We start from the raw sequence: 23910 nt of genomic DNA on the forward strand, positions 1-23910 counted from the left end.
ACCACCATGTCCAAGACCAACCTGTTCGACCTCGACGGCAAGATCGCTTTTGTCTCCGGCGCCAGCCGTGGCATCGGTGAAGCCATTGCCAAGCTGCTGGCCCAGCAAGGCGCCCACGTGATTGTCTCGAGCCGCAAGATCGACGGCTGCCAGCATGTGGCCGATGCGATCATCGCCGCCGGCGGCAAGGCCACGGCCATCGCCTGCCATATCGGCGAGATGGAGCAGATCAGCGAGGTGTTTGCCGGCATTCGCCAGCAGTTCGGGCGCCTGGACATCCTTGTCAACAACGCCGCGACCAACCCGCAGTTCTGCAACGTGCTGGACACGGACCTCGGCGCGTTCCAGAAAACCGTCGACGTGAACATCCGTGGCTACTTCTTCATGTCGGTGGAAGCCGGCAAGCTGATGCGTGAGAACGGCGGCGGCAGCATCATCAACGTGGCCTCGATCAACGGCATCTCCCCAGGGCACTTCCAGGGCATCTACTCGGTGACCAAGGCCGCCGTGATCAATATGACCAAGGTATTTGCCAAGGAATGCGCGCCGTTCGGCATCCGCTGCAACGCCCTGCTGCCAGGCCTGACCGATACCAAGTTCGCCTCGGCGCTGGTGAAAAACGAATCGATCCTGAACATGGCCCTGGCCCAGATCCCCCTAAAGCGCGTAGCCGACCCCAGCGAAATGGCCGGCGCGGTGCTGTACCTGGCCAGCGATGCGTCAACCTACACCACCGGCGTTTCGCTGAATGTGGACGGTGGGTTCCTCTCCTGATCCCACATTTTTGATCGGCGTTGCCCTTGCATACGAGTAACCTTGGCAGGATTGACCGCCTCGGAATGAAACATGGAACTGCACGTCGTCATCCAGGGCCGCAAGGACCTGGCCGAACAGCTTTACCAGCAACTGCGCGACGCCATTGAGTCAGGACGCCTGGCCGCTGGCGCGCAGTTGCCCCCCAGCCGCTTGCTGGCCGAGCAGTTGGGGATCTCGCGCAAGACCGTGTCCGACACCTACACCACCCTGACCTACGAAGGCCTGCTGATCGGCAAGATCGGCCGTGGCACCTTCGTCAGCGCCCATGCGCTGCGGCCGAAGGGCCTGCAAAGTGCGGCCGACCTGGCCTGCGCCGCCAACCTCGCCAAGTGGCAAGCCCTGCCCTCGCCCATGCGCCACCCGACGCGCGAGAGCACGTTGCGCTGCGAGTTCATCGGCGGTGCCACCACCCGCAGCCTGTTCCCCCAGGACGAATGGCGGCGCTGCACCCAGGACGCCTTGCGGCGCATCGCCCAGAACAGTGGTTTCTACGGCCAGCCCGAGGGCTTGCCGGCCTTGCGCAATGCGATTGCCGGGCACATCGCGTTTTCCCGAGGGGTCAACTGCCGGGATGACGACATTGTGGTGTGCAACGGTGCGCAGCAGGCATTGGACCTGATCGCCCGCGTGGTCCTCGAACCGGGCAGCATTGTCGCCATGGAAGACCCCGGCTACACCCCGGCGCGCCTGCTGTTCGAAGCCATGGGTGCCACCGTGGCCGGCGTGCCGCTGGACGCGCAGGGGATCCAGGTCGAGTTGATTCCCGAGGGCACCCGGCTGATCTACGTCACCCCGTCCCACCAGTTTCCATTGGGCATCCCCATGAGCCAGCCACGCCGCGAAGCGCTGCTGGCGCGGGCGCTGGCCCTGGGCGCGATTGTCATCGAGGACGACTACGACAGTGAGTTCCGCTACGAAGGCCGCCCCACCGACGCCCTGCAGAGTATGGATACACGGGGCATCGTCGCCTACGTCGGGACCTTCTCCAAAACCCTGCTGCCGGAGCTGCGCCTGGGCTATACGGTGCTGCCCCCGGCCATTCGCGGCGCGGTGCTCAAGGCCAAGCAACTGAGCGACCAGCACAGCTCGACCCTGCCGCAATGGGCCCTGGCCAAGTTCATCAGCGAAGGCTACCTGCTCAAGCACATCCGGCGTTGTCACACCGTCTACAGTAGCCGCCGCGAACGCATTCTCAGCCGCCTGGCCGGCGACCTGTCACCTTGGTTCGAGGCCGTGCCCAGCGTGGCCGGGTTCCACCTGGCGGCACTGTGCAAAGTGCCGATCAACATCCCCCTGCTGATCGAACTGGCGCGGCAGGTGGAAGTCGGGCTGTATCCGCTGGATGTGTTTTTCCATCAGGCGCCGGTGCGTAGCGGCCTGATCATCGGTTTTGGCGCCATCGAGACCCTGGACATCGACCCGTCCCTGGACAAGGTGCGCGATATCCTGCAGCAGATTGGCTGAGGGGTTTTCCAGCAGATTGGTTATAGGTACGCCGCGCGCCCGGGCGTAGGGTGAGGGGATCTGAAACGATGGGAACCCCGCACCATGAAAACACTGCTCGGCACCACCCTCCTGCTGGCTTCGCTTAGCGCCTTTGCCCACGAGCCGGTGTACAACCAGGAATCGATCAAGGTCCTGCAAGAGCACGCCTTGAGCAACGTACCCGGCAAGAAAACCCTCATGCTCACCGTGGATTACGCGCCGGGCCAGGCCACCGTGCCCCATAGCCATACCGGCACGGCAGTGGCCTACGTACTTGAGGGGCAAATCACCTCGCGCGTCAATGATGAACAGGCCATTACCTACAAGGCCGGGCAATCGTTCTACGAACCGGCCGGTTCGCGCCACTTCGAATCAAGCAATGCCAGCCAGACCCAGCCGGCCAGGCTGCTGGTGGTGATGGTGCTGGATGACAAGGCCGAGGTGCTGACGCCCCTGCCACCGCAAAACTGAACGGTAGGAGGCTTGCCAGCTCCTACCATTCAGGGACGCTTGAACTGACGCCGCAGGTCTTCGATCGGTTGCCGACAGGCGCAGCCCTCCAAGTGATCGTTGACCATGCCCATTGCCTGCATAAACGCATACATCGTCGTCGGCCCGACGAACGTCCAGCCGCGTTTCTTCAAGGCCTTGGACAAACGTACCGAAGCCGGCGACGTCGGGTTGCCCGTCCAATAGGCCATGTCCACCACCGCCGGGCGCTCGGCCGCCGTCGGTTCAAACGCCCACAGCCACGCCGCCAGCGAGCCGTGCTCATCCACCAGCTCGCACGCCCGGCGCGCATTGTTGATGGTCGAGACGATCTTTGCGCGATTGCGCACGATGCAAGGATCAGCCATCAGGCGCTGGACATCCTCCTCGGTGTACTGCGCCACCCGGCGAAAATCAAAACCGGCGAAGGCCCGCCGAAAATGCTCGCGCTTGCGCAGGATGGTGATCCACGCCAGGCCGGCCTGGAAGCCCTCCAGGCAGATCTTCTCGTACAGCGCCCTATCTTCGGCCACCGGCACCCCCCATTCATGATCGTGGTAATCGGGGTATTCGGCGGCGGCCGTACGCCATGTACAGCGGGTCAGTCCCGCTTCATCGGTTGTCAGTCCCGGCTTATCCATACATCACCTCAGCGGCCAAGCCCGGGATGATAAGCGAAAAATTTTCCAGGCCGCCAACCGCTCAAGCATCACGGTTACCGAGCAACTGGTAAGACCGGAGCACACAAACACCCCTTCATCCCCTTGTAGTTTGCAAAAAACCGAGCGTAGACTGGCCGCGCACTGGACTTACCGGTAAGACCACAACAATTAAGCCCTGGACCCACCAGGGCACCGAATAGAGATCCCTCCCATGCTCAGATGGTGCTCGCGTTCGATTTTCCTGCAAGTCGTCATAGGCCTGATGCTCGGCATCGCGTGCGGCTTGGTCCTTCCCGAATTCTCCTCACAACTCAAACCCCTGGGTGACGGCTTTATCAAGCTGATCAAGATGCTGATCGGCCTGATCGTGTTCTGCGTGGTGGTCAGCGGTATTTCCGGCGCGGGCGACCTGAAAAAAGTCGGGCGCATCGGCCTCAAGTCAGTGATCTATTTTGAGATCCTCACCACCATCGCCCTGGTGCTCGGCCTGGTCCTGGCCTTCAGTACCGGAATTGGCAGCGGCGCCAATATCCACCTTGAACAGCTGTCTTCCGCAGGCCTCAATGAATTGGCGGATCGCGGCCAGCATATCAAGGGCACCAGCCAGTTCTTGATGGACCTGATCCCCAACTCCGTGATCGGGGCCTTCGCCGACAACAACGTGTTGCAGGTGCTGTTGTTCTCGGTGCTGTTTGGCAGTGCGCTGAACCTGGTGGGCGAAGCGGCTTCGGGCATTTCACGGCTGATCAACGAACTGAGCCATGTGATCTTCCGGATCATGGGCATGATCGTGCGCCTGGCGCCCATTGGGGTTTTCGGCGCCATCGCCTTTACCACCAGCACCTATGGCCTGGATTCGCTGCAGCACCTGGGCAGCCTGGTGGGCCTGTTCTACCTGACCTGCATGGCCTTTGTCGCGCTGATCCTGGGCACGGTGATGCGCCTGTCGGGCCTGCGTATGCTGCCGCTGCTCAAATACCTTCGCGAAGAGTTGCTGATCGTGATGGGCACCGCGTCGTCCGATGCGGTGTTGCCACAGATCATGCGTAAACTGGAACACCTGGGCATTGGCAGTTCCACCGTTGGCCTGGTGATCCCCACTGGTTACTCGTTCAACCTCGATGGTTTCTCGATCTACCTGACCCTGGCCATTGTGTTTATCGCCAATGCCACCGGGACACCGTTGTCGATGACCGACCTGCTGACCATCCTGCTGGTGTCGCTGATCACCTCCAAGGGCGCCCACGGCATACCGGGCTCGGCCCTGGTGATTCTGGCGGCCACCCTGACGGCTATTCCTGCCATCCCGGTGGTCGGCCTGGTGCTGGTGTTGGCGGTGGATTGGTTCATGGGGATTGGTCGTGCGCTGACCAACCTGATCGGCAACTGCGTCGCGACCGTGGCCATTGCCCGCTGGGAAAAGGACATTGATCTGCAACGGGCCAACAAGGTACTGGAGGGGCAGCAAGGGTATGCGTTCCAGGCCAAGAAGCCGGTACTGCCGGCGCACCAGGAGTTCTAGCGCAGATCGAATGTGGGAGCGGGCTTGCTCGCGATAGCGGTGTGTCAGCCCCTACATGTGCTGACTGATCCACTGCTATCGCGAGCAAGCCCGCTCCCACCGTTAATCGTCGCCATTTTTACCGTTTGTGTTTGCAACATAAGGAGCCCGGCGTGATCAGCACTTCAACCGTCGTCAATTCAGTCGTAGAAAAACTGCGCGCCGCCCTGGCACGGGGCCAATGGCGGCGTGGCGAAATGCTCCCCGGCCAGCGCGAACTGGCCGAACAACTGGGCATCAGCCGCCCCAGCCTGCGTGAAGCGGTGATCGTCCTGGAAACCCTCGGCCTGGTGCGCTCGATGCCCGGCAAAGGCGTGGTCGTCCTGGAAACCAGCGTCAGCGAGCCACACGCCCATGATGCCGTGGCCGACGCCAGCCTCGCCGATATCCTGCAACTGCGCTACACCCTGGAGCCGTTTATCGTCGGCCTGGTGGCCCAGTCCATCACCAGCAAGGAAATCGGCCAACTGCGCCTGACCCTGATGGACATGCGCGAAGCCCTGGAAGCCAACGACAGTGAAGCCGGGATGAACGCCTACATTGCCTTCCATGAAGAACTGTTCGCCCTGACCTCCAACCCGATTTTCCAGAACGTGGTGCAGCAGACCAGCAACGCCCTCAAGCAAAGCGCTCAGGTGTTGCGCAATTCCCCCGAACACCTGGCCGAGCGCCTGCAGGAAAACGAAGCCGTGGTGCGCGCAATCCGCAACAAGAACAGCGCCCTGGCCAGCGCCGAAATGCGCCGCCATATCCTCAACGAGGGCCAGCGCATGGGCACCGCCCTGAATATTCCCGACGACCATCTCGGCAACTGACTCTGGAGGCTGGCCATGAGCGCTCACGCCCTGCAACGCACTTTTGCTGTCACCGCCCCACCCGCCATGCGCCTGGTGCCCGATAAACGGCCATCGGTGGATGACCTCTACCCACGACTGTTCGATGCCATCCTCGAACAGCGCATCGTGCCCACCAGCCGCTTTACCGAAGAAGGCCTGGCCCAGCAATTTGGCGTCAGCCGCAGCGTGCTGCGCCGGGTCCTCGCGCGCCTGGCCGAGCAGCAAGTGATCATCCTGCGCCCCAACCTGCGCGCCCAGGTGGCGGCGCCGGATGCCGAGCAGGTGCAACATATGCTTGAGGCGCGGCGCTTGATGGAAGTGACCGTGGTCCAGTTGGCGTGCGTACAGGCCAGCCCTGGGCAGGTGCGGCGCCTGCGCGAACTGGTGGCCCGCCAGCGGGCCTGCGTCGAGCAGGGCCAGCAAGGCCCGGCCATCCGCCTGTACGGCGAGTTTCACCTGTTGCTGGCGGCCATTGCGGGCAACCGGCCATTGGCGCAGTTTCTCAACAGCCTGGTACCGTTGACCTCGCTGGTCATTGCCCGGCAAGGGGCGTTCACCGGCGCCTGGCTTGAGCAGGCAGAGATTGTCGAAGCGGTGGAGCGACGGGATGCGGGTACGGCAGCATGCTTGATGACCCAGCATCTGGATCATCTGCAAGCAAAACTCGCGTAAGCCCATAGAGATTCAAATGTGGGAGCTGGCTTGCCTGCGATGGCGGTGGGTCAGCCGCCAGCAACAGTGCCTGGACTGCCGCTATCGCGAGCAAACCCGCTCCCACAAGAGATCTCACTGAGGCAGAAAATTGTGGCCCCTCCACAGATCAAATGTGGGAGCTGGCTTGCCTGCGATGGCGCTGGGTCAGCCGCGAGCAACAGTGACGGGACTGCCGCTATCGCGGGCAAGCCCGCTCCCACAGGGGATCTCATTGGGGCAGAGAATTTTGGCCCCGCCACAGATCAAATGTGGGAGCTGGCTTGCCAGCGATGGCGCTGGGTCAGCCGCCAGCAACAATGACTGGACTGCCGCTATCGCGGGCAAGCCCGCTCCTACAAGGTATCTCACTGGGGCAGAGAATTTTGGCTCCACCACAGATTAAATGTGGGAGCTGGCTTGCCTGCGATGGTGGTGGGTCAGCCGCCAGCGACAGTGACTGGACTGCCGCTATCGCGGGCAAGCCAGCTCCTACAAGGGATCTCACTGTGGCAGAGAGTTTTGGCCCCATCACAGATTAAATGTGGGAGCTGGCTTGCCTGCGATGGCTGTGGGTCAGCCGCCAGCAACAGTGACTGGACTGCCGCTATCGCGGGCAAGCCAGCTCCTACAAGGGATCTCACTGTGGCAGAGAATTTTGGCCCCACCACAGATTAAATGTGGAAGCTGGCTTGCCTGCGATGGCGCTGGGTCAGCCGCCAGCAACAGTGACTGGACTGCCGCTATCGCGGGCAAGCCAGCGCCTACAAGGGATCTCACTGGGGCAGAGAGTTTTGGCCCCACCACAGATCAAATGTGGGAGCTGGCTTGCCTGCGATTGCGGTGGGTCAGCCGCCAGCAACAGTGACTGGACTGCCGCTATCGCGGGCAAGCCAGCTCCCACAGGGGATCTCACTGGGGCAGAGAATTTTGGCCCCACCACAGATCAAATGTGGGAGCTGGCTTGCCCGCGATGGCGTTGGGTCAGCCGCCAGCAACAGTCACTGGACTGCCGCTATCGCGGGCAAGCCCGCTCCTACAAGGGATCTCACTGGGGCAGAGAATTTTGGCCCCATCACAGATTAAATGTGGGAGCTGGCTTGCCTGCGATGGCGGTGGGTCAGCCGCCAGCAACAGTCACTGGACTGCCGCTATCGCGGGCAAGCCCGCTCCTACAAGGGATCTCACTGGGGCAGAGAATTTTGGCCCCACCACAGATCAAGTGTGGAGGCTGGCTTGCCTGCGATGGCGGTGGGTCAGCCGCCAGCAACAGTGACGGGACTGCCGCTATCGCGGGCAAGCCAGCTCCTACAAGGGATCTCACTGGGGCAGAGAGTTTTGGCCCCATCACAGATCAAATGTGGGAGCTGGCTTGCCTGCGATGGCGGTGGGTCAGCCGCCAGCAACAGTGACTGGATTGCCGCTATCGCGGGCAAGCCAGCTCCCACAAGGGATTTCACTGAGGCAGAGAATTTTGGCCCCGCCACAGATCAAATGTGGGAGCTGGCTTGCCAGCGATGGCGTTGGGTCAGCTGCCAGCAACAGTAACGGGACTGCCGCTATCGCGGGCAAGCCCGCTCCTACAAGGGATCTCACTGGGGCAGAGAACTTTGGCTCCACCACAGATTAAATGTGGGAGCTGGCTTGCCAGCGATGGCGCTGGGTCAGCCGCCAGCGACAGTGACTGGATTTCCGCTATCGCGGGCAAGCCCGCTCCTACAAGGGATCTCACTGGGGCAGAGAATTTTGGCCCCATCACAGATCAAGTGTGGGAGCTGGCTTGCCTGCGATGGCGGTGAGTCAGCCGCGAGCAACAGTGACGGGACTGCCGCTATCGCGGGCAAGCCCACTCCCACAGGGGGCGGTCGGGGCAGCAAATTTTGCATACGCCCCACCTTGTTCCGAACCCACAAAAAAGCCCCGTCTCTCGCGAGACGGGGCTTTGTTTTAACGCTCCAGCAGCCGATTACAGCACCGCTTGACCACTCATTGCCAGGTCCAACAGTTCCCGATTGGCCACCGCGTACATGGCGTAGTCCGTACCCACCGCAGCACGGATTTCCACCATCATCGCGCGCCAGCGCTCGACCATGCTCGCGTTCTGCTCCAGCCACAGGGCCACGCGGGCTTCCATGTCTTCTGGCGCATCGGCCATTTGCAGAACCTTGATGGTGATCGCCCGTTGCTGCCAGTCCACGTCATCGCGGAAGGCTTCGCGGGCCTGGGCCTGCCAGTTGTTGCCCACCGGCAGATCGCTGATCTGCTGCAGGTACCACGGCAAGTCCAGGGCGCTGCCTACGGCGAAGTAGGCCTTGGCCACATCGGCAGCGCTCTGGCCGGTAACGTCAGCGGCTTCGATGATCGGCAGCAAGGTGTACAGGTGCGTGGTGCCAGCAACCATGCGCGCCAACAACTCCGGCACACCGGCTTCGACATAGGCCTGGTAACGGTTCTGCCAGCCTTCGCGGGTCGGGCCTTCCAGCAGTTCGTCGAGCTTGAGGCCCAAAGCTGCCAGGTGCGGACCGAAGTGCGCCACATCGCGCGCGGCGTCCTGCTCGTTGCGACGGCTGCGCAGGAACCAGCGGGTAGCCCGACGGCCCAGGCGCATCAGCTCGTCCATCAACGCCAGTTGCACCTCGGCGGAGACCTGGTGATCCAGGGCTTCGATCTGCCGGAACCAATGCGGGAGGTGGAAGATGTCACGCACGATCACATAGGCGCCCGCCACGTTCGCCGGGCTCATGCCGGTCGACTCTTTGAGGCGTTGCACGAAGGTGATGCCCATGTGGTTGACCAGGTCGTTGGCGATCTGGGTGCTGACGATCTCGCGCTTGAGGCGGTGGCGACGCATGGCCTCGGAGAACTTGGCCACCAGGCTCGGTGGGAACGCGGTCTCCATGTCGCGGGTCAGGTAGTCGTCATCCGGCACCAGGGACTTGAGCAGCGCTTCCTTGAGGTCGATCTTGCTGTAGGAAATCAGCACCGACAGTTCCGGGCGCGTCAGGCCCTTGCCAGTCGCGGCGCGCTCGACGAGCTGCTCCTCGGTCGGCAGGTACTCGATGGCGCGGTCCAGCTTGCCACGGCCTTCCAGGTCGCTCATCAGGCGCTTGTACTCCGCCGCACGCTCGTAGGCTTTGCGGGCGGCCAGGGACAGGGCCTGGGTCTGCTTGTAGTTGTTGCCCAACACCAGGCTGCCGACTTCGTCGGTCATGCTCGCCAGCAACTGGTTGCGTTGCTTGTCGGTCATATCGCCCGCCTGCACCACTTCGTTGAGCAGGATCTTGATGTTCACTTCGTGGTCGGAGCAGTCCACGCCACCGGCGTTGTCGATAAAGTCGGTGTTGGAACCGCCGCCATTGAGGCCGAATTCCACACGACCCAGCTGGGTCATGCCCAGGTTACCGCCCTCACCCACTACCTTGCAGCGCAGCTCGTTGCCGTTGACGCGCAGCGCGTCGTTGGCCTTGTCGCCCACATCGGCGTGGCTTTCCGTGCTGGCTTTGACGTAGGTGCCGATACCGCCGTTCCACAACAGGTCCACCGGTGCCTTGAGCAAGGCATTCAGCAGCTCGGTCGGGGTCAGCTTGTCGGCCTGGATGTCGAAGCGCTCTTTCATCTGTGGCGAGATGGCAATGCTTTTGGCGCTACGCGAGAAGATACCGCCGCCTTCGGACATGATGCTGGTGTCGTAGTCCGACCAGGCCGAACGCGGCAGCTCGAACATGCGCTGGCGCTCGATGAAGCTGGTGGCCGGGTTCGGGTTTGGATCAATGAAGATATGCAGGTGGTTGAAGGCGGCGACCAATTGCAGCTTGTCGGACATGAGCAAGCCGTTACCGAACACGTCACCGGCCATGTCGCCAACGCCGACCACCGTGATGCTGTCTTGCTGCACGTTGATGCCGCGCTCACGGAAGTGACGCTGCACCCCGACCCACGCGCCCTTGGCGGTGATGCCCATTTTCTTGTGGTCATAACCGGCCGAGCCACCGGAGGCAAACGCATCCCCCAGCCAGAAGCCGTAGTCGATGGCGATACCGTTGGCGATGTCGGAGAAGGTCGCGGTGCCTTTGTCGGCCGCCACTACCAGGTACGGGTCATCGTTGTCGTGGCGCACCACGTTCAACGGAGGCACCAGGGCGCCGTCTTTCAGGTTGTCGGTAATGTCCAACAGGCCGGAAATGAAGATGCGATAGCAGGCGATGCCCTCGGCCGCGATCTCGTCGCGGCTGCCGCCCAATGGCAGGCGACGCGGCAGGAAGCCACCCTTGGCGCCGACCGGCACGATCACCGAGTTCTTCACCTGCTGGGCTTTGACCAGGCCCAGCACTTCGGTACGGAAGTCTTCTTCACGGTCGGACCAGCGCAGGCCGCCGCGAGCGACGTTGCCAAAGCGCAGGTGCACGCCTTCGACGCGCGGCGAGTAGACGAAGATCTCGAACTTCGGCACTGGCTTGGGCAGCTCGGGAATGGCGTGGGGGTTGAACTTGAAGCTGAAGTAAGACTTGTTCTGGCCGTTGGCATCAGTCTGGTAGAAGTTGGTGCGCAGGGTGGCCTTGATCAGGTCCAGGTAGCGCCGCAGGATCCGGTCCTCGTTGAGCACCTGCACGTCGTCCAGGGCAGTGAGGATCGCTTGCTCCAGGCGTTGCTGCTTGTCTTCCAGGTCGTCGGCGGTGAGCTTGCGCGCCAGGTAGAAGCGGGTCTTGAACAACCGGGTCAACTCGCGGGCGATGTCGGTGTGGTTGTTCAGGGTGCTGGCGATATAACCCAGGTCGAAGCCCAGGCGGATCTGCTTCAGGTAACGGGCGTAGGCACGCAGCAGTGCAACGTCACGCCATGGCAGGCCGGCGGTCAGTACCAGGCGGTTGAACGCATCGTTCTCGGCGTCGCCGTTGACGATATGCACGAACGCGTCCTGCAGGGTGTCGTTGAGCTGCTGGATATCGAGGTTCAGGCCTTCGGCGGCGGTGAACGCAAAGTCGTGGATCCAGAACTCGCGGCCATTGGCGTGACGCAGGCGGTACGGGAACTCACCGAGCACGCGCAGGCCGAGGTTTTCAAGGATCGGCAACACGTCGGACAGCGCCAGCGGGGTATCGGCGTGATACAGCTTGCAGTGCAATTCCTGCTGGCCGGTCACGTGGCCCAAAGGCTGGTAGAAGCTCATCACCAGTGGCTTGGCTTCCGTCAGGTTCAACAGATGCTGCATGTCGACCACGGCTGAATGCGCGGCGAAACGCTCGCGATAGCCTGCGGGGAAGCCTTTGGGGAAGTCTGCCAGCACGTTGGTGCCGTGGGCTTCGCCGAAGCTCTCGACCACCAGGCTCGCGTAGTCGTCCTGCCAGCTGCGGCAGGCCTGCACCACTTCTTTTTCCAAAAGCAGGGGGTCGATATCCAGGCGGTTCTTCGGGTCAACCCGCAAAATCAGCTGGACACGGGCCAGCACGGACTCGGAGAAGAAGGTCCAGAACTCGCAATCCGAGGCCTTGAGGCGATCCATCAGCACTTGCTGGATCTTCTGGCGCACTTCGGTGGAGTAGATATCACGCGGCACGTAGGCCAGGCAGTAGCAGAAACGACCGTACGGGTCTTTGCGCAGGAACACGCGGATCTTGTTGCGTTCCTGGATCTGCACGATCGACATCACGGTGCTGAACAGCTCGTCCACCGGGGTCTGGAACAGGTCGTCGCGAGGCAGTACTTCAACCACCTGGGCCAGTTCCTTGCCCAGGTGCGCCTTGGCCTGGAAGCCCGAGCGGCGCTCGATTTCCGCGACCTTGCGGCGGATATAAGGAATCACCCGCACGCTTTCGCCGTACACCGAGGAGGTGTAGAGGCCCATGAAGCGGCATTCCTTGATGACCTTGCCATCGGCATCGATCTGGCGGATCGACACGTAGTCCGGGTAAGCCGGACGGTGCACACGGCTTGGGTGCGCAGCCTTGGCGAACGACAATACAGCCGGCTCGCGCAGATAGGCCACGGCGTAATCTTCGATGCGCAGGTCTTCAGCGGTGAGGCCGGCGCGCAGCAGTTTGGTCAGGCCGAGGAAGGAAGTGGCGTCATATTCCAGATGACCGCCGTCCTGCTCGTCATGCACCACAAACTCTTCGTAGCCCAGGAAGGTGAAGTGGTTGCCCACAAGCCATTCCAGGAAGCTCTTGATCTCGGCCTTTTCTTCGCCTTCGATGGCGAACTGGCTGTTGTCGATACCGGCCAGCAGTTCCTGGACCTTGGCCTTCATCGGCTCGAAATCAGCCACGGCCACGCGCACCTCGCCCAACACCTGCTCAAGTTCCGTGCTCAGGACATTCAGCTCGGCGGCATTGGCGCAGCGGTCGATCTCCAGGTACATCAGCGATTCTTGCAGGACGTCTTCGCCCTGGGTGCCCTTGGGCAGGATTTCCAGCAACTCGCCCTTCTTGCCACGGCGCACGCTCAGTACCGTGGTTTGCAGGGTATGGATGCTGTAGCCGCGGCGGTTCAGTTCGGTGCGCACCGAGTCGACGAGGAACGGCAGGTCGTGGTGCAAGACCTCGACCGCCGTGTGGGTCGACTGCCAGCCGTGGCGTTCGTAATCGGGGTTGTACACTCGCACTTGCGGCTGGGTGTGATCAAAGCGCTCAAGCAGGCGCCAGGCAGACAGGGTGCAACCGGCCAGGTCGGACATGCGACGCTGGGTCAGCTCGTCCAGGGAAATAATGCCGAAGAATTGTTCAGCGAACAGCGCCACTTGTGGCAGTGCCTGTTCACTGATGTGCTGCGCCAGTGCCGCTTGCAGTTGATGCTGGAAGTCGGCTTTGCTGGCTGCGGTGAAGAACGCCATCTGTGGTACTCCGCTTGGGCTTGTTATTGATGGAAGCGTCGCGTGTTATCCCCTGGTGGGGAGACCGTCATTTCTGTTCGCAGGTGATGATGATAAACACCATAAACGAATCAGGGTGACAGGTGGGTGAAGCTGGACAAGTCAATGAGGTCACATTCGACGTCCACTGGATGCACCCCCTGCGCATGACGGTACGGCGGGCAGGTCAGAGTCACGCAAAAGGCACATCCGTTGCGCAGCTTAACGAGTGCGGCAAGCTGGCTGCTTGCTGCACTGCGACATATTCGGTCAACACACGGCATTGCGCGGTTGCACCAAGAGCAACCCTTCCTACCGCTCAGGTGTAGGTTGAGGATTAAAAGCGCAGCCGCCAAGCAGGCATGATCAACCTGCCGCCCGGTAAAACTTCATACATCCGTAAAATCTAATTCCTAACTCCGCGCAGGAACCGTATTTCAATATTGAGTCACTTAGTTTGAGCAGGTATTTCCTTCGACACAGGCTCTATTACCACTCAACGAGGCGCTATTGAACGTATATTCCCCCGCCCTCCGCACCCCGCTGCCAGGGCACCAGCACCCTTGCATGCAGCCCCCTGCACCATCACGTCCGGGTAGTGCTGCCACTGCTGGGCAAGACATTACGGCGGCCTGTTTCAAAGCGCCCGTAGCCAACAATAAGGCCGTGCAACAACTCATCACCGACTACACCTACCCCAAGACACCGGACGAAGTCACTTCGCTCCACGTCAGGCGCCAGATCAAGCAAACGTTCGGTAAAGATATTGACCCCGATAAAACTTACTTAGTGAGCATTCAATATGATCACCGCACTAACGCCCCACCTTATAGCGGGGTCATTGTTCAAAAAATATCACTGACCCAGGCAGCAAGGCTCAACCAGCAGGACGAACCTGAGTTCCACGGGGCGCTACGTTCAAAAGAAGACGGGCCCTTTGAAATAAGACAAAGCTCAACACATACCCACGACCCTGACGGCTTTGGCAGGTTCGCGCGCCCAAATGAATCGGGGTTCACCAGCCACTTTCAAGGTATTTACACTGAGCCGTCGCAAGCGACTGCCCATCTCTATGATGCAAGCAATAGAGTCGATATCAGAGCCACCGACTTTAAACAGATGGTATGGGATAACAGTTATAAGTCCCCCTATGACCAGTACCTGAACAATTACTGGAACAGCAATTCCCGCCATGCCTATGCCCAAGCCTCCAGAGGCGCCTTCTTGCAGGCGTCGCACAGATCCCTGAGCGAAAACGATCGACAGATCGCCATGGGTGCCGCAGGACTACCGGCCGACCAAAGTTACCAGTCCCTTAGTCACAATGACCTGATACAGCCCTACAAGGCTGATCCAAATCTGCAAACCAAATTCCTCACGTTCAAAGGTTTTAACATGCGCGCCTTTTACACTTTGGATAAGTCCACAGGCCGGGTCTTGTTGTATCTGCCTGGCCATGGGTCCATGTTGAAAGGCTTCGACTCCAAGAAACACATGAATAAGTGGCTGGCCGAACAATTGAAGGACCCGCAACAAGTCGACAGTTTCAAACTGTACTTCCGCCCCCAGGACCGTCCCGATGAATTCCTGTCCAAAGGCATTGATGCGCTCATAGACAACACCCGTAATGTGCTTAACAGTGACCTTCCTGTCGCTACGCAAGAAAAGCTCGGGTACTTTGACGAGGGCGGCCTATTCGATGGCCAGGTAGTCCAAGGGAACCCGTTTGAGGAACTGCAGCAACGCACCGAGCAAGACCTGAAAAACGCCACTCGCTTTCAATTCGTACTTAATCGCGACGTCACGGCAAAGACTGCCTTCAAATATTTGAATTGGGCCAAATATGGGCTGCTGCTTTTAGCTCCGCTAGGTATCGCTTTTCCACCGCTGGGCGCTGCACTGACAGTAGCGAGCGTCTCAGTGGGTGCAGCAGAGCTCGGCGTTGGCATTGACAGCTATATCAATAAGCGCCCCGAGGCAGACAAGCTCATCAGCGAAGGCACGGCGAAAACCTTTGTCCCGCTGTTTACCAGTGGTCTGGGCAATGCCTTTAAACCGATCAGCAGCACAATCAGCGCCTGGGCCTTCAATCCCTGATGCCCGTTTGACACAAAAGCCGACACAAAGCCCGAGGTAATGGCAGAATTACAGCCTGCCGGCCTTGTCGCCGCCTTTCCACACAGGACTCCACATGCAACTGACCACCGCCCACCTGCTCGCCACCCCTTGCGATGACGAAGAAGACAACATGGCCATGCTGTGCTGCCACGGCACCCAGGGCGAGATGTTCATGCTGTCCCGTTATCCGGATGAGGACGAGGTGGAGCTGACCTGGGACTACGAGCCTTCGACCCTGGATGGCTTGAAGATCACCTTGAGCGCGACCACCCTGCTGGTGGAGATCGGTGCGGCGGACAAGGATGCGCCGGGCGGCAATGATCACCTGCTGATTAACCACGCCACCGCCGAGTCGGACCTGGCCGAGGTAGAAGAAACCTTGCAGAACATTCTCAAGGGCACTGGCACTTACATCCGCACGCTTTGACTGGCGGCGGCTAAATCGCCATCGCAGCGATGGGGCGACCTGACAAACCCGCTCCCACCTGTGGGAGCCGGGCTTGCCCGCGATGGAGCCCTCATCAACGCCAAAAACCTCAGGCCTTTGCTGTAAGCCGCAAAAAATACCCCCCGGTTCGTTAGTCGCCAGCCCCTCCAATGCATTAAAGTAAGCGCCCCAGGCCTTGGCGTTTTTCACAATCCCCAGGCTCATCTTTCCAGGAACCGTCATCGATGGAACATCGTGAAGCGCTGCTCGCGCTGCGAACCTTTCTTTCTACGCAGATTCTCGGCCAGGAAAAACTCATCGAGCGCTTGCTCATTGCCCTGCTCGCCGACGGCCATATGCTGGTAGAAGGCGCTCCCGGCCTGGCCAAGACCAAGGCCATCAAGGAGCTTGCCGAAGGGATCGAAGCACAGTTCCATCGTATCCAGTTCACCCCCGACCTGTTGCCCGCCGACATCACCGGCACCGAGATCTACCGCCCGGAAACCGGCAGCTTCGTGTTCCAGCAAGGGCCGATCTTCCACAACCTGGTGCTGGCGGACGAAATCAACCGCGCCCCGGCCAAGGTGCAGTCGGCGCTGCTCGAAGCCATGGCCGAGCGCCAGGTCAGTGTCGGGCGCAGTACCTACGAGCTGTCGCCGCTGTTCTTGGTGATGGCCACGCAAAACCCCATCGAGCAGGAAGGCACCTATCCCCTGCCCGAAGCCCAGCTCGATCGCTTCCTGATGCACGTCAAGATCGGCTTCCCCGATGCCGCCGTGGAGCGGCGCATCCTGCAACAGGCCCGTGGCGAAGCGCTCAACGGCGAGACCAAGCCCGAACGGCGGGTCAGCCAGCAGGCGATCTTTGCCGCGCGCAAGGAAATCCTCGGCCTGTACATGGCCGATGCCGTGGAGGAATACCTGGTGCAACTGGTCATGGCCACGCGCACACCAGCCAAGTTCGACCCGGAAATGGCCGAGTGGATTGCCTACGGCGCCAGCCCCCGGGGCTCGATCGCCCTCGACCGCTGCGCCCGCGCCCACGCCTGGCTGGCCGGGCGCGACTTTGTCAGCCCGGAAGATATCCAGGCGGTGCTGTTCGACGTGCTGCGCCACCGCATCATCCTGTCCTTTGAAGCCGAAGCGGCCGGCATCGACCAGGACCGCGTGGTGCAACGCATTCTCGACGTCGTTGCCGTCGCTTGATCCCCATGAACGCCGGCGATGGAATCCGTGTTTCCCTCAGCGAATTGATCGAGATGCGGCATCGCGTGCGGGAGGTGCAACTGTTTTCCACGCCGAGCCAACGCAGCCCGCTGATCGGCCTGCACCATTCCAAATTGCGCGGGCGCGGCGTCGACTTCGACCAGGTGCGGGTGTACCAGGCCGGCGACGATGTGCGCACCATCGACTGGCGCGTCACCGCCCGCACCCAGGAGCCGCACACCAAGCTGTTCCATGAAGAGCGGGAGCGGCCGATCTTTATCATGGTCGAGCAAAGCTGCCGGCTGTTTTTCGGCTCCGGGCTGATGTTCAAGTCAGTCCTCGCCGCCCAGGCCGCGAGCCTGATCGGCTGGGCCGCGCTGGGGCACAACGACCGGGTCGGCGGCCTGGTGTTCGGGGATAACGAGCACTACGAGATCAAGCCCCGGCGCAGCAAACAAAGCCTGCTGCAACTGCTCAACCGCCTGGTGCGGGTCAACCAGAGCCTGAACACCGAGAGCCGCCCCGAAGCCGATGCCCTGGGCATGGCCCTGCGCCGTGGCCGCGAGGTACTGCGCCCCGGCAGCCTGGTTATCGTGATCTGCGATGAACGCGCCCTGACCGAAGGCGCCGAGCAGCAACTGAGCCTGCTGTCGCGCCATTGCGACCTGCTGCTGCTGCCGGTCTCAGACCCGCTGGACCACGCCCTCCCCGCCGCCGGCCTGCTGCGTTTTGCCGAGCGTGGCGCACAACTGGAAATCGACACCTTGAACTTCGAGCTGCGCCAGGCCTACAAGGCCCAGGCCGAAGCACGCATCGCCCGTTGGGAACTGCTCGCGCAGAAGCTGCGGGTGCTGCTGATGCCATTGAGTACCCAGAGCGAAATGGTCGAGCAGCTACGTGAATACCTCAACCCCCAGCGCCCGGTGAAAAAGCCATGAGCAGCCTGGACTCGTTGCAACCGCTGATCGCCCCGCCGGCCATTGGTTTCTGGCCACCGGCGCCGGGCTGGTGGCTGTTGCTGGTGCTGATCCCCCTGGCGGGCTGGGGCGTGTGGTGGCTGCGCCGCTTTCTGCCCGGCAAACGCCCGCTGGCCCGGGCCGAGCAACCGCTAGACCCTCTGCGTATCGCCGCCCTCGCGGAGCTGGCGCTGATGCCCAAACCCTACGATGGCGCACCGGCCGGCGCCTGGCTGCAGCAGCTCAATGGCCTGCTCAAACGCCTGTGCCGCAACGACTACCCCTACAGCCAGAGCCACACCCTCAACGGGCGCAAATGGCTGGCCTTTCTTGACAACCGCTGCCCGGCGGCCGGCCTGACGCGCTGGATGGTCCTGGTGGAAGGCGCCTACAAACCCGAATGCAAACTCGACGACAAGGCCATCGCCGGCCTCACGCAAGCGGTCGACACCTGGATTCGCAAACATGTTTGAGTTCGCCTGGCCGTGGGTCTTTGCCCTGTTGCCCTTGCCGTGGGTGATGCGCCTGATCCTGCCAGTGGCCGACAGCGGCGAGCCGGCGTTGAAGGTCAGTTTCCTGGGCGATCTCGAAGGCCTGGCCCGGCGCCGTGCGCGCATCAATCTGCCGGGTTGGCGCCAACAAGCGCCGTTCGTGGTGCTGTGGCTGTTGCTGCTGACCGCCGCCGCGCGCCCGGAATGGCTCGGCGAGCCGCTGCCGATTGCCGCCAGCGGCCGCGACCTGCTGGTGGCGGTGGATGTGTCGGGCTCCATGGACTTCCCCGATATGCAATGGCAGGACGAAGACGTCAGCCGCCTGAGCCTGGTCAAGCACCTGCTGGGGGACTTTCTCGAAAGCCGCGAAGGCGATCGCGTGGGCCTGATCCTGTTTGGCAGCCAGGCCTACCTGCAAGCGCCGCTGACCTTCGACCGGCGTACCGTGCGCACCTGGCTGGACGAGGCGCGCATCGGCATTGCCGGAAAAAATACCGCGATTGGCGACGCCATCGGCCTGGCCCTCAAGCGCCTGCGGCAACGCCCGGCACAAAGCCGGGTGTTGATCCTGGTCACCGACGGCGCCAACAACGGCGGCGAAATCGACCCACTGACCGCCGCCCGCCTGGCCGCCGAAGAAGGCGTGAAGATCTACCCCATCGGCATTGGCGCCAACCCCGAACAGACCGGGACCCTGGGCATGCTCGGCCTCAATCCCAGCCTGGATCTGGACGAGCCGGCGCTCAAGGCCATCGCCGCGGCGACCGGCGGGCAATATTTCCGCGCCCATGACGGTGCCGAGCTGCAAGCGATCAAGCAAACCCTCGACCAGTTGGAGCCGGTGGCGCAACAGCCGACCCAGGCCCGCCCGGCCCAGGCGTTGTATAGCGGGCCCCTGGCGCTGGCGCTGTTTCTCAGCCTGCTGTTGGTGATCCAGGAACGCTGGCCGGATAACGCCTTGCAACGGCTGCTCAATAAACTCTCGACCAAGGGCCATTTCCTGCAACAGCACCCACAATGGCGCCAACGCCTTCAACGCCTGCGTTTGCGGAGGCGTCGATGATCGCTTTATGGCCGCACTGGTTCCGTCCCTGGTGGTTGTTGCTACTGCCCGTGCTCGGCTGGTTGCTGTGGCAACTGTGGCATCGGCAAAAACGCGCCGGGCGCTGGCAGATGATCCTGCCGCCGGCCTTCCACGCGGCCCTGCTCAGTGGCGGCAATGGCCGGGAGAGCAAATCGCCGTGGCTGCTGCTGGGCCTGGCCTGGCTGCTGGCCCTGCTGGCCTTACTCGGCCCAGGCTGGCAACGGGTCGAGCAGATCAGCCAGAAACCCGCCGACCCGCTGGTGGTGTTGCTGGAACTGACCCCCGAGATGCTCGCCACCGACAGCCCGCCCAACCGCCTGGAGCAGGCACGGCGCAAGCTGGTGGACCTGCTGCAGGCGCGCAGTGACGCGCAGACCGCCATCGTCGTGTATGCCGGTAGCGCCCACACACTGGTGCCGCTGTCCGACGACCTGGCCACCAGCCGCAACCTGCTGGAAGCCCTGCGCCCGTCGATCATGCCCGAGGCCGGCCATCGCGCTGACCTCGCGGTGGAAAAAGCCCTGGGCCTGCTCAAGCACGGCGGCCTGGGCCAGGGTCGCCTGTTGTTGATTGGCTCGTCGCTGTCCAAGCAGGAGCGCCAGGGCATTCGCCTGCTGCTGCAAGGGCAGGCACCGAGCCTGTCGATCCTGGGCATTGGCAGCCGTGAAGGCACGCCGGTGACTCAGGAAAGTGGCGAGTTCCTCAAGGACGAACAAGGCGCGATCCTGATCCCGCGCCTGGACAGCCCGACGCTCAAGGCCTTCGCCAGTGAAATGGGCGGCCGCTATCGCCAGGCCCGCCTGGACGACAAAGACCTGCGCAGCCTGGGCCTGCTGGACGGCCCGCAAAACCTGCGCGACGACGGCCAGCGCCTGCAACTGGACACCTGGGCCGACCAGGGTTACTGGTTTTTGCTGCCCCTGCTGCTGCTCGCCGCCTGCGCCGGGCGCCGTGGCTGGCTGTTCTGCCTGCCGCTGCTACTGCTGGCGGCGCCGCAACCAAGCTATGCGTTCAGCTTTGATGACCTGTGGCTGCGCCCCGACCAACAAGGCCAGTACCTGCTCAAGCACAAACGCCCGGCCGAAGCCGCCGAACACTTTGAGAACCCACAATGGCAAGGTGTGGCCCTGTATGAAGCGGGCAACTACGCCGAGGCGGCCCGGCGCTTTGCCGAGGGCAGTGACGCCTACTCCCACTACAATCGAGGCAATGCCCTGGCCCGCGCCGGCGAGCTGGAAGCCGCGATAGACGCCTATGAACAGGCCCTGGAAGCCCAGCCCGACCTGCAGCCGGCCCTGAAAAACAAAGCCCTGGTGGAACGCCTGCTCCTTGAAGAACCGGAGCCCGAGCCGCCAGCCCCCGAAAAAAACGAGGATGACGAATCCCCCCAACCCGGCCAAACTGCGCAACCAGGCGACAACAGCCAGCAAACCAACGGCGGCGAGCAATCGCCCCAGGGCGCAGGCCAGGCGGGCACCGGCGAGACACAAACCGGCACCCCGCCCACCGCGGGCAACAACGAAGTACCCGGCAGCGAACTGGGCGACGAACAGACCACCACGCCCCCCTTGCGCCCGGCCGATGCCAACCTCGACGAGGAGCACCGCCAGGCCCTGGAACAATGGCTGCGACAGATCCCGGACAACCCCGGAGAGTTGTTGCGACGCAAATTCTGGTACGAACAGCAACAACATCAGGACAAGACTCGATGAGCCGCTGCACCCCATTTGTCTTATCGCTAGCGCTGTGGGCCGGTCACGCCCAGGCGGCCGACCTGGCCGCCAGTATCGACCGCAGCCGCGTCAATTCCGGGGAAACGGTGGAGCTGACAATCGAGTCCGATGACGTTACCCAGTTCGGCAAGCCGGACCTGTCGCCCCTCGACCCGCTGTTCGACGTACGCGGCACCCGCCAGATCAACCAGCTCACCACCCTCGACGGCAGCAACCACGCCACCACCCGCTGGATCATCACCTTGCAGCCCAAGACCACCGGCACTGTGGTGATCCCAGCGCTGCAACTGGGCGAATTCAAGACCCAGCCGATCAGCCTGCAAGTGGACGAAACCCTCGGCCAGGACAGCGACAACCAGCTCGAACCAGTATTCATCGAAGCCAGCCTCGATGAGGACAGCGTATATGTGCAGGCCCAGGCCCTGCTGACCGTGCGTATCTACCATTCGGTGGCGCTGTATGACGACAGCGTCCTTACGCCCTTGCAGTTGTCTGACGCGCGCGTCGAGCCAGTGGGTGATTCGCGCACCTATGAAAAAGTCATCAACGGCGTGCGCCATGGCGTGATCGAAATGCGTTATGGGATCTACCCGCAGCACAGCGGGCAACTGCTGATCCCCGCGCAAATGTTCAGCGCCACCATGGTCGAACCACGCCCGGCCCAGGGCACCGCGCCCCAGGCGCCCAGGCCCGGCAAGCTGTTGCATGTCAATTCCACCGAGATCCCCCTCACGGTCAAGCCCAAGCCTGCGCTCTATCCAGCGGACGCCCCCTGGCTGCCGGCGCGCAGCCTGAGCCTGGGCGAAAGCTGGAACCCGGAACCCACAAACGTGCAGGTCGGCGACTCCCTGACCCGCATCCTCACCCTCAAGGCCGAAGGCCTGGCCAGCGCCCAGCTGCCCGCGCTGCCCAGCACCGAAATCGCCGGCCTGCGGCGCTACCCCGACCAGCCGGTGCTGAGCAACCAGAACAGCGAGCGCGGGGTGATCGGCAGCCGTGAAGACCGCGAAGCCCTGGTACCCAACCGCGCCGGCGCCCTGGAATTGCCCGCCGTGGAAGTGGTGTGGTGGAACACCCACGAAGACCACCTGGAGCGCACCAGCCTGCCGGCCCGCACCCTGCAGGTGGCGGTCAACCCGAGCCTGGTGGTCGACACCCCGGCCACCCCCACCGTGATCACCGCACCGGACGATGGCCGCCTGTGGATCTGGCAGCTCACCAGCCTGTTCCTCGCCTGCACCACCCTGCTCGGCTTCGGCCTGTGGTGGCGCGCCCGCTCCCGCCCGGCGATCCAACGCGCCGCCCAGACCGGGCCCAGCCCCCGCACCTTGCTCGACGACCTGCGGCGTGCGAGCCAGGCCAACGACCCCCAGGCCACGCGCCAGGCGCTGGACGCCTGGGCACGCCAGCAACCGGAAACCCTGGCAGAGATGGCGGCGCGGTTTGTGCCGCTGTCCGATGCCCTGGATGGGTTGAACGGCGCGCTCTATAGCGAAAGCGGCCAGTATTGGCAGGGCGAAGAGTTGTGGCGGGCAGTCAAGGCCATTCCCATGGCCGAACGCGAACAGGCCCCGGTGGCCGACAGCACCAGCTTGCCGCCGCTGTATCCCAAGTAACCGCCCACGCTGTACCGACGGTGAACTCAGCTGTAGGAGCTGGCTTGCCTGCGATGGCGGTGTATTAGTCGATAAATGTGTTGGCTGACCCAGCGCCATCGCAGGCAAGCCAGCTCCCACAGGGGAATGCAGCTTCGCGCTCTGGCGTTGGAGGGCTCGTCACAGATTGTTAAAGGCCAGCAATCCATATCCCTTTAATTTGCAGGACGTTTCCTAGACAATCCTTCGGCCTTGCGCCTGCACAGTCCACTGGCTAGCCTTCGCTCCTTCGCTGAGCATCAGCGATCGGGTGTGAGAACCTGCCAACCAGTAGGCGCCAAGCGCCACTACCGTCATTACCATGTTCTATGGCGGCTGTGTGCGGGCAGACTTCGGTCTGGCCGGAGTCCTACTGTCCGGTATTCTCACCCTGCACATAGCTGCCACCTTTTTGTCGAGTGAGACCGACATCGGGATGGCTCCCTTTTCAGTAGGAGCTTATGCATGAACAAAATCGTCCCCGACCCACCCCGCTTCACCCCCGACCGCGAAATATTTGACCGCGCCCTGAGCCACTACCTACAACCCGCCTCGCCCCCTTCCTTCACCGTGCATCAAGACCTCAGTTTTGAAGACGCCCTTGCCCAAATCAGCGACCTGCTGCGCTGCGCAGCCGCCACCGCAGCCGGCACCACCCAAGGGCTGACCGGCAATCAACGGCACATGGCAGGCGCCACCGAGCATTTGATAGACAAGGCGAAAATCCTGGCCGACCGTGCGCTCGACTGCCTCAAACCCCATTGACCTTCCACACGCAGCCTGCGTGGATGCGAAGGCCATGCGTTAGAGATGGCGGTGTATCAGCCGATAAATGTCTTGGCTGACCCATCGCCATCGCCGGCAAGCCAGCTCCTACAA

The 23910-nt window shown here is 62.3% G+C and carries 17 protein-coding genes; 15 read left to right on the forward strand and 2 right to left on the reverse strand.

Annotated features, from left to right (window positions below; translation table 11 throughout):
- Positions 1-6 precede the first annotated feature (6 nt).
- The 3 genes from AC19YY_RS23730 (at position 7) to AC19YY_RS23740 (ending at position 2772) form a co-directional block, all read left to right on the forward strand.
- A complete protein-coding gene (locus AC19YY_RS23730; RefSeq protein ID WP_169955751.1) occupies positions 7-774 on the forward strand; it encodes an SDR family oxidoreductase in 768 nt (255 codons plus the stop codon).
- A gap of 72 nt (positions 775-846) precedes the next feature.
- Positions 847-2280 (forward strand): MocR-like pyridoxine biosynthesis transcription factor PdxR, encoded by a 1434-nt coding sequence (gene pdxR / locus AC19YY_RS23735; RefSeq protein ID WP_169955752.1) that lies wholly within the window; start codon positions 847-849, stop codon positions 2278-2280.
- A gap of 84 nt (positions 2281-2364) precedes the next feature.
- Positions 2365-2772 (forward strand): cupin domain-containing protein, encoded by a 408-nt coding sequence (locus AC19YY_RS23740; RefSeq protein WP_169955753.1) that lies wholly within the window; start codon positions 2365-2367, stop codon positions 2770-2772.
- A 29-nt stretch (positions 2773-2801) separates the two neighbouring features.
- On the opposite strand, the gene AC19YY_RS23745 is transcribed toward AC19YY_RS23740, so the two are convergent.
- Entirely contained in the window at positions 2802-3431 is a 630-nt protein-coding gene (locus tag AC19YY_RS23745; protein ID WP_169955754.1) for a DNA-3-methyladenine glycosylase I, read from the reverse strand.
- A 217-nt stretch (positions 3432-3648) separates the two neighbouring features.
- Between AC19YY_RS23745 and AC19YY_RS23750 the strand changes: the two genes are divergently transcribed.
- The 3 genes from AC19YY_RS23750 (at position 3649) to AC19YY_RS23760 (ending at position 6521) form a co-directional block, all read left to right on the forward strand.
- Positions 3649-4974 (forward strand): C4-dicarboxylate transporter DctA, encoded by a 1326-nt coding sequence (locus tag AC19YY_RS23750; RefSeq protein WP_170041595.1) that lies wholly within the window; start codon positions 3649-3651, stop codon positions 4972-4974.
- Positions 4975-5126: 152 nt separating this feature from the next.
- Complete coding sequence (locus AC19YY_RS23755; RefSeq protein ID WP_172311742.1) at positions 5127-5828, forward strand: FCD domain-containing protein; 702 nt, start codon at positions 5127-5129, stop codon at positions 5826-5828.
- 15 nt (positions 5829-5843) lie between these two features.
- Positions 5844-6521, forward strand: coding sequence for a GntR family transcriptional regulator (locus AC19YY_RS23760; protein WP_500604964.1), 678 nt, complete (start codon positions 5844-5846; stop codon positions 6519-6521).
- 1984 nt (positions 6522-8505) lie between these two features.
- On the opposite strand, the gene AC19YY_RS23765 is transcribed toward AC19YY_RS23760, so the two are convergent.
- Positions 8506-13365, reverse strand: a complete 4860-nt coding sequence (locus AC19YY_RS23765) for an NAD-glutamate dehydrogenase (protein WP_169955757.1) — start codon at positions 13363-13365, stop codon at positions 8506-8508.
- 585 nt (positions 13366-13950) lie between these two features.
- On the opposite strand from AC19YY_RS23765, the gene AC19YY_RS23770 reads away from it, so the two are divergent.
- From AC19YY_RS23770 to AC19YY_RS23810, 9 genes are all read left to right on the forward strand, one after another.
- Entirely contained in the window at positions 13951-15480 is a 1530-nt protein-coding gene (locus AC19YY_RS23770) for a dermonecrotic toxin domain-containing protein (protein ID WP_500604965.1), read from the forward strand.
- A 94-nt stretch (positions 15481-15574) separates the two neighbouring features.
- Positions 15575-15928: a hypothetical protein gene (locus AC19YY_RS23775; RefSeq protein ID WP_500604966.1), complete on the forward strand. Its 354-nt coding sequence runs from the start codon at positions 15575-15577 to the stop codon at positions 15926-15928.
- A gap of 245 nt (positions 15929-16173) precedes the next feature.
- Entirely contained in the window at positions 16174-17133 is a 960-nt protein-coding gene (locus AC19YY_RS23780; RefSeq protein ID WP_003218556.1) for an AAA family ATPase, read from the forward strand.
- A gap of 5 nt (positions 17134-17138) precedes the next feature.
- Entirely contained in the window at positions 17139-18071 is a 933-nt protein-coding gene (locus tag AC19YY_RS23785) for a DUF58 domain-containing protein (protein ID WP_169955760.1), read from the forward strand.
- Positions 18068-18562, forward strand: coding sequence for a DUF4381 domain-containing protein (locus AC19YY_RS23790; protein WP_169955761.1), 495 nt, complete (start codon positions 18068-18070; stop codon positions 18560-18562). The genes AC19YY_RS23785 and AC19YY_RS23790 overlap by 4 nt, the downstream gene beginning before the upstream one ends.
- Positions 18555-19643 (forward strand): vWA domain-containing protein, encoded by a 1089-nt coding sequence (locus tag AC19YY_RS23795; RefSeq protein WP_169955762.1) that lies wholly within the window; start codon positions 18555-18557, stop codon positions 19641-19643. The genes AC19YY_RS23790 and AC19YY_RS23795 overlap by 8 nt, the downstream gene beginning before the upstream one ends.
- The gene (locus AC19YY_RS23800) at positions 19640-21376 is read left to right on the forward strand and encodes a tetratricopeptide repeat protein (protein WP_169955763.1); all 1737 of its coding nucleotides are present in this window, start codon (positions 19640-19642) and stop codon (positions 21374-21376) included. Before AC19YY_RS23795 ends, AC19YY_RS23800 begins: the two co-directional genes overlap by 4 nt.
- Complete coding sequence (locus AC19YY_RS23805) at positions 21373-23013, forward strand: BatD family protein (RefSeq protein WP_432754316.1); 1641 nt, start codon at positions 21373-21375, stop codon at positions 23011-23013. Before AC19YY_RS23800 ends, AC19YY_RS23805 begins: the two co-directional genes overlap by 4 nt.
- Before the next feature lie 483 nt (positions 23014-23496).
- A complete protein-coding gene (locus AC19YY_RS23810) occupies positions 23497-23796 on the forward strand; it encodes a DUF6124 family protein (RefSeq protein ID WP_170041060.1) in 300 nt (99 codons plus the stop codon).
- Positions 23797-23910 lie beyond the last annotated feature (114 nt).

The organism is Pseudomonas sp. MF09156 (assembly GCF_059862305.1).

Coding starts and splice junctions, on each gene's coding strand:
- AC19YY_RS23730 (WP_169955751.1), top strand. CDS start 7: ATGTCCAAGACCAACCTGTTCGACCTCGACGGCAAGATCGCTTTTGTC.
- pdxR (WP_169955752.1), top strand. CDS start 847: ATGGAACTGCACGTCGTCATCCAGGGCCGCAAGGACCTGGCCGAACAG.
- AC19YY_RS23740 (WP_169955753.1), top strand. CDS start 2,365: ATGAAAACACTGCTCGGCACCACCCTCCTGCTGGCTTCGCTTAGCGCC.
- AC19YY_RS23745 (WP_169955754.1), bottom strand. CDS start 3,431: ATGGATAAGCCGGGACTGACAACCGATGAAGCGGGACTGACCCGCTGT.
- AC19YY_RS23760 (WP_500604964.1), top strand. CDS start 5,844: ATGAGCGCTCACGCCCTGCAACGCACTTTTGCTGTCACCGCCCCACCC.
- AC19YY_RS23765 (WP_169955757.1), bottom strand. CDS start 13,365: ATGGCGTTCTTCACCGCAGCCAGCAAAGCCGACTTCCAGCATCAACTG.
- AC19YY_RS23770 (WP_500604965.1), top strand. CDS start 13,951: ATGCAGCCCCCTGCACCATCACGTCCGGGTAGTGCTGCCACTGCTGGG.
- AC19YY_RS23775 (WP_500604966.1), top strand. CDS start 15,575: ATGCAACTGACCACCGCCCACCTGCTCGCCACCCCTTGCGATGACGAA.
- AC19YY_RS23780 (WP_003218556.1), top strand. CDS start 16,174: ATGGAACATCGTGAAGCGCTGCTCGCGCTGCGAACCTTTCTTTCTACG.
- AC19YY_RS23785 (WP_169955760.1), top strand. CDS start 17,139: ATGAACGCCGGCGATGGAATCCGTGTTTCCCTCAGCGAATTGATCGAG.
- AC19YY_RS23790 (WP_169955761.1), top strand. CDS start 18,068: ATGAGCAGCCTGGACTCGTTGCAACCGCTGATCGCCCCGCCGGCCATT.
- AC19YY_RS23795 (WP_169955762.1), top strand. CDS start 18,555: ATGTTTGAGTTCGCCTGGCCGTGGGTCTTTGCCCTGTTGCCCTTGCCG.
- AC19YY_RS23800 (WP_169955763.1), top strand. CDS start 19,640: ATGATCGCTTTATGGCCGCACTGGTTCCGTCCCTGGTGGTTGTTGCTA.
- AC19YY_RS23805 (WP_432754316.1), top strand. CDS start 21,373: ATGAGCCGCTGCACCCCATTTGTCTTATCGCTAGCGCTGTGGGCCGGT.
- AC19YY_RS23810 (WP_170041060.1), top strand. CDS start 23,497: ATGAACAAAATCGTCCCCGACCCACCCCGCTTCACCCCCGACCGCGAA.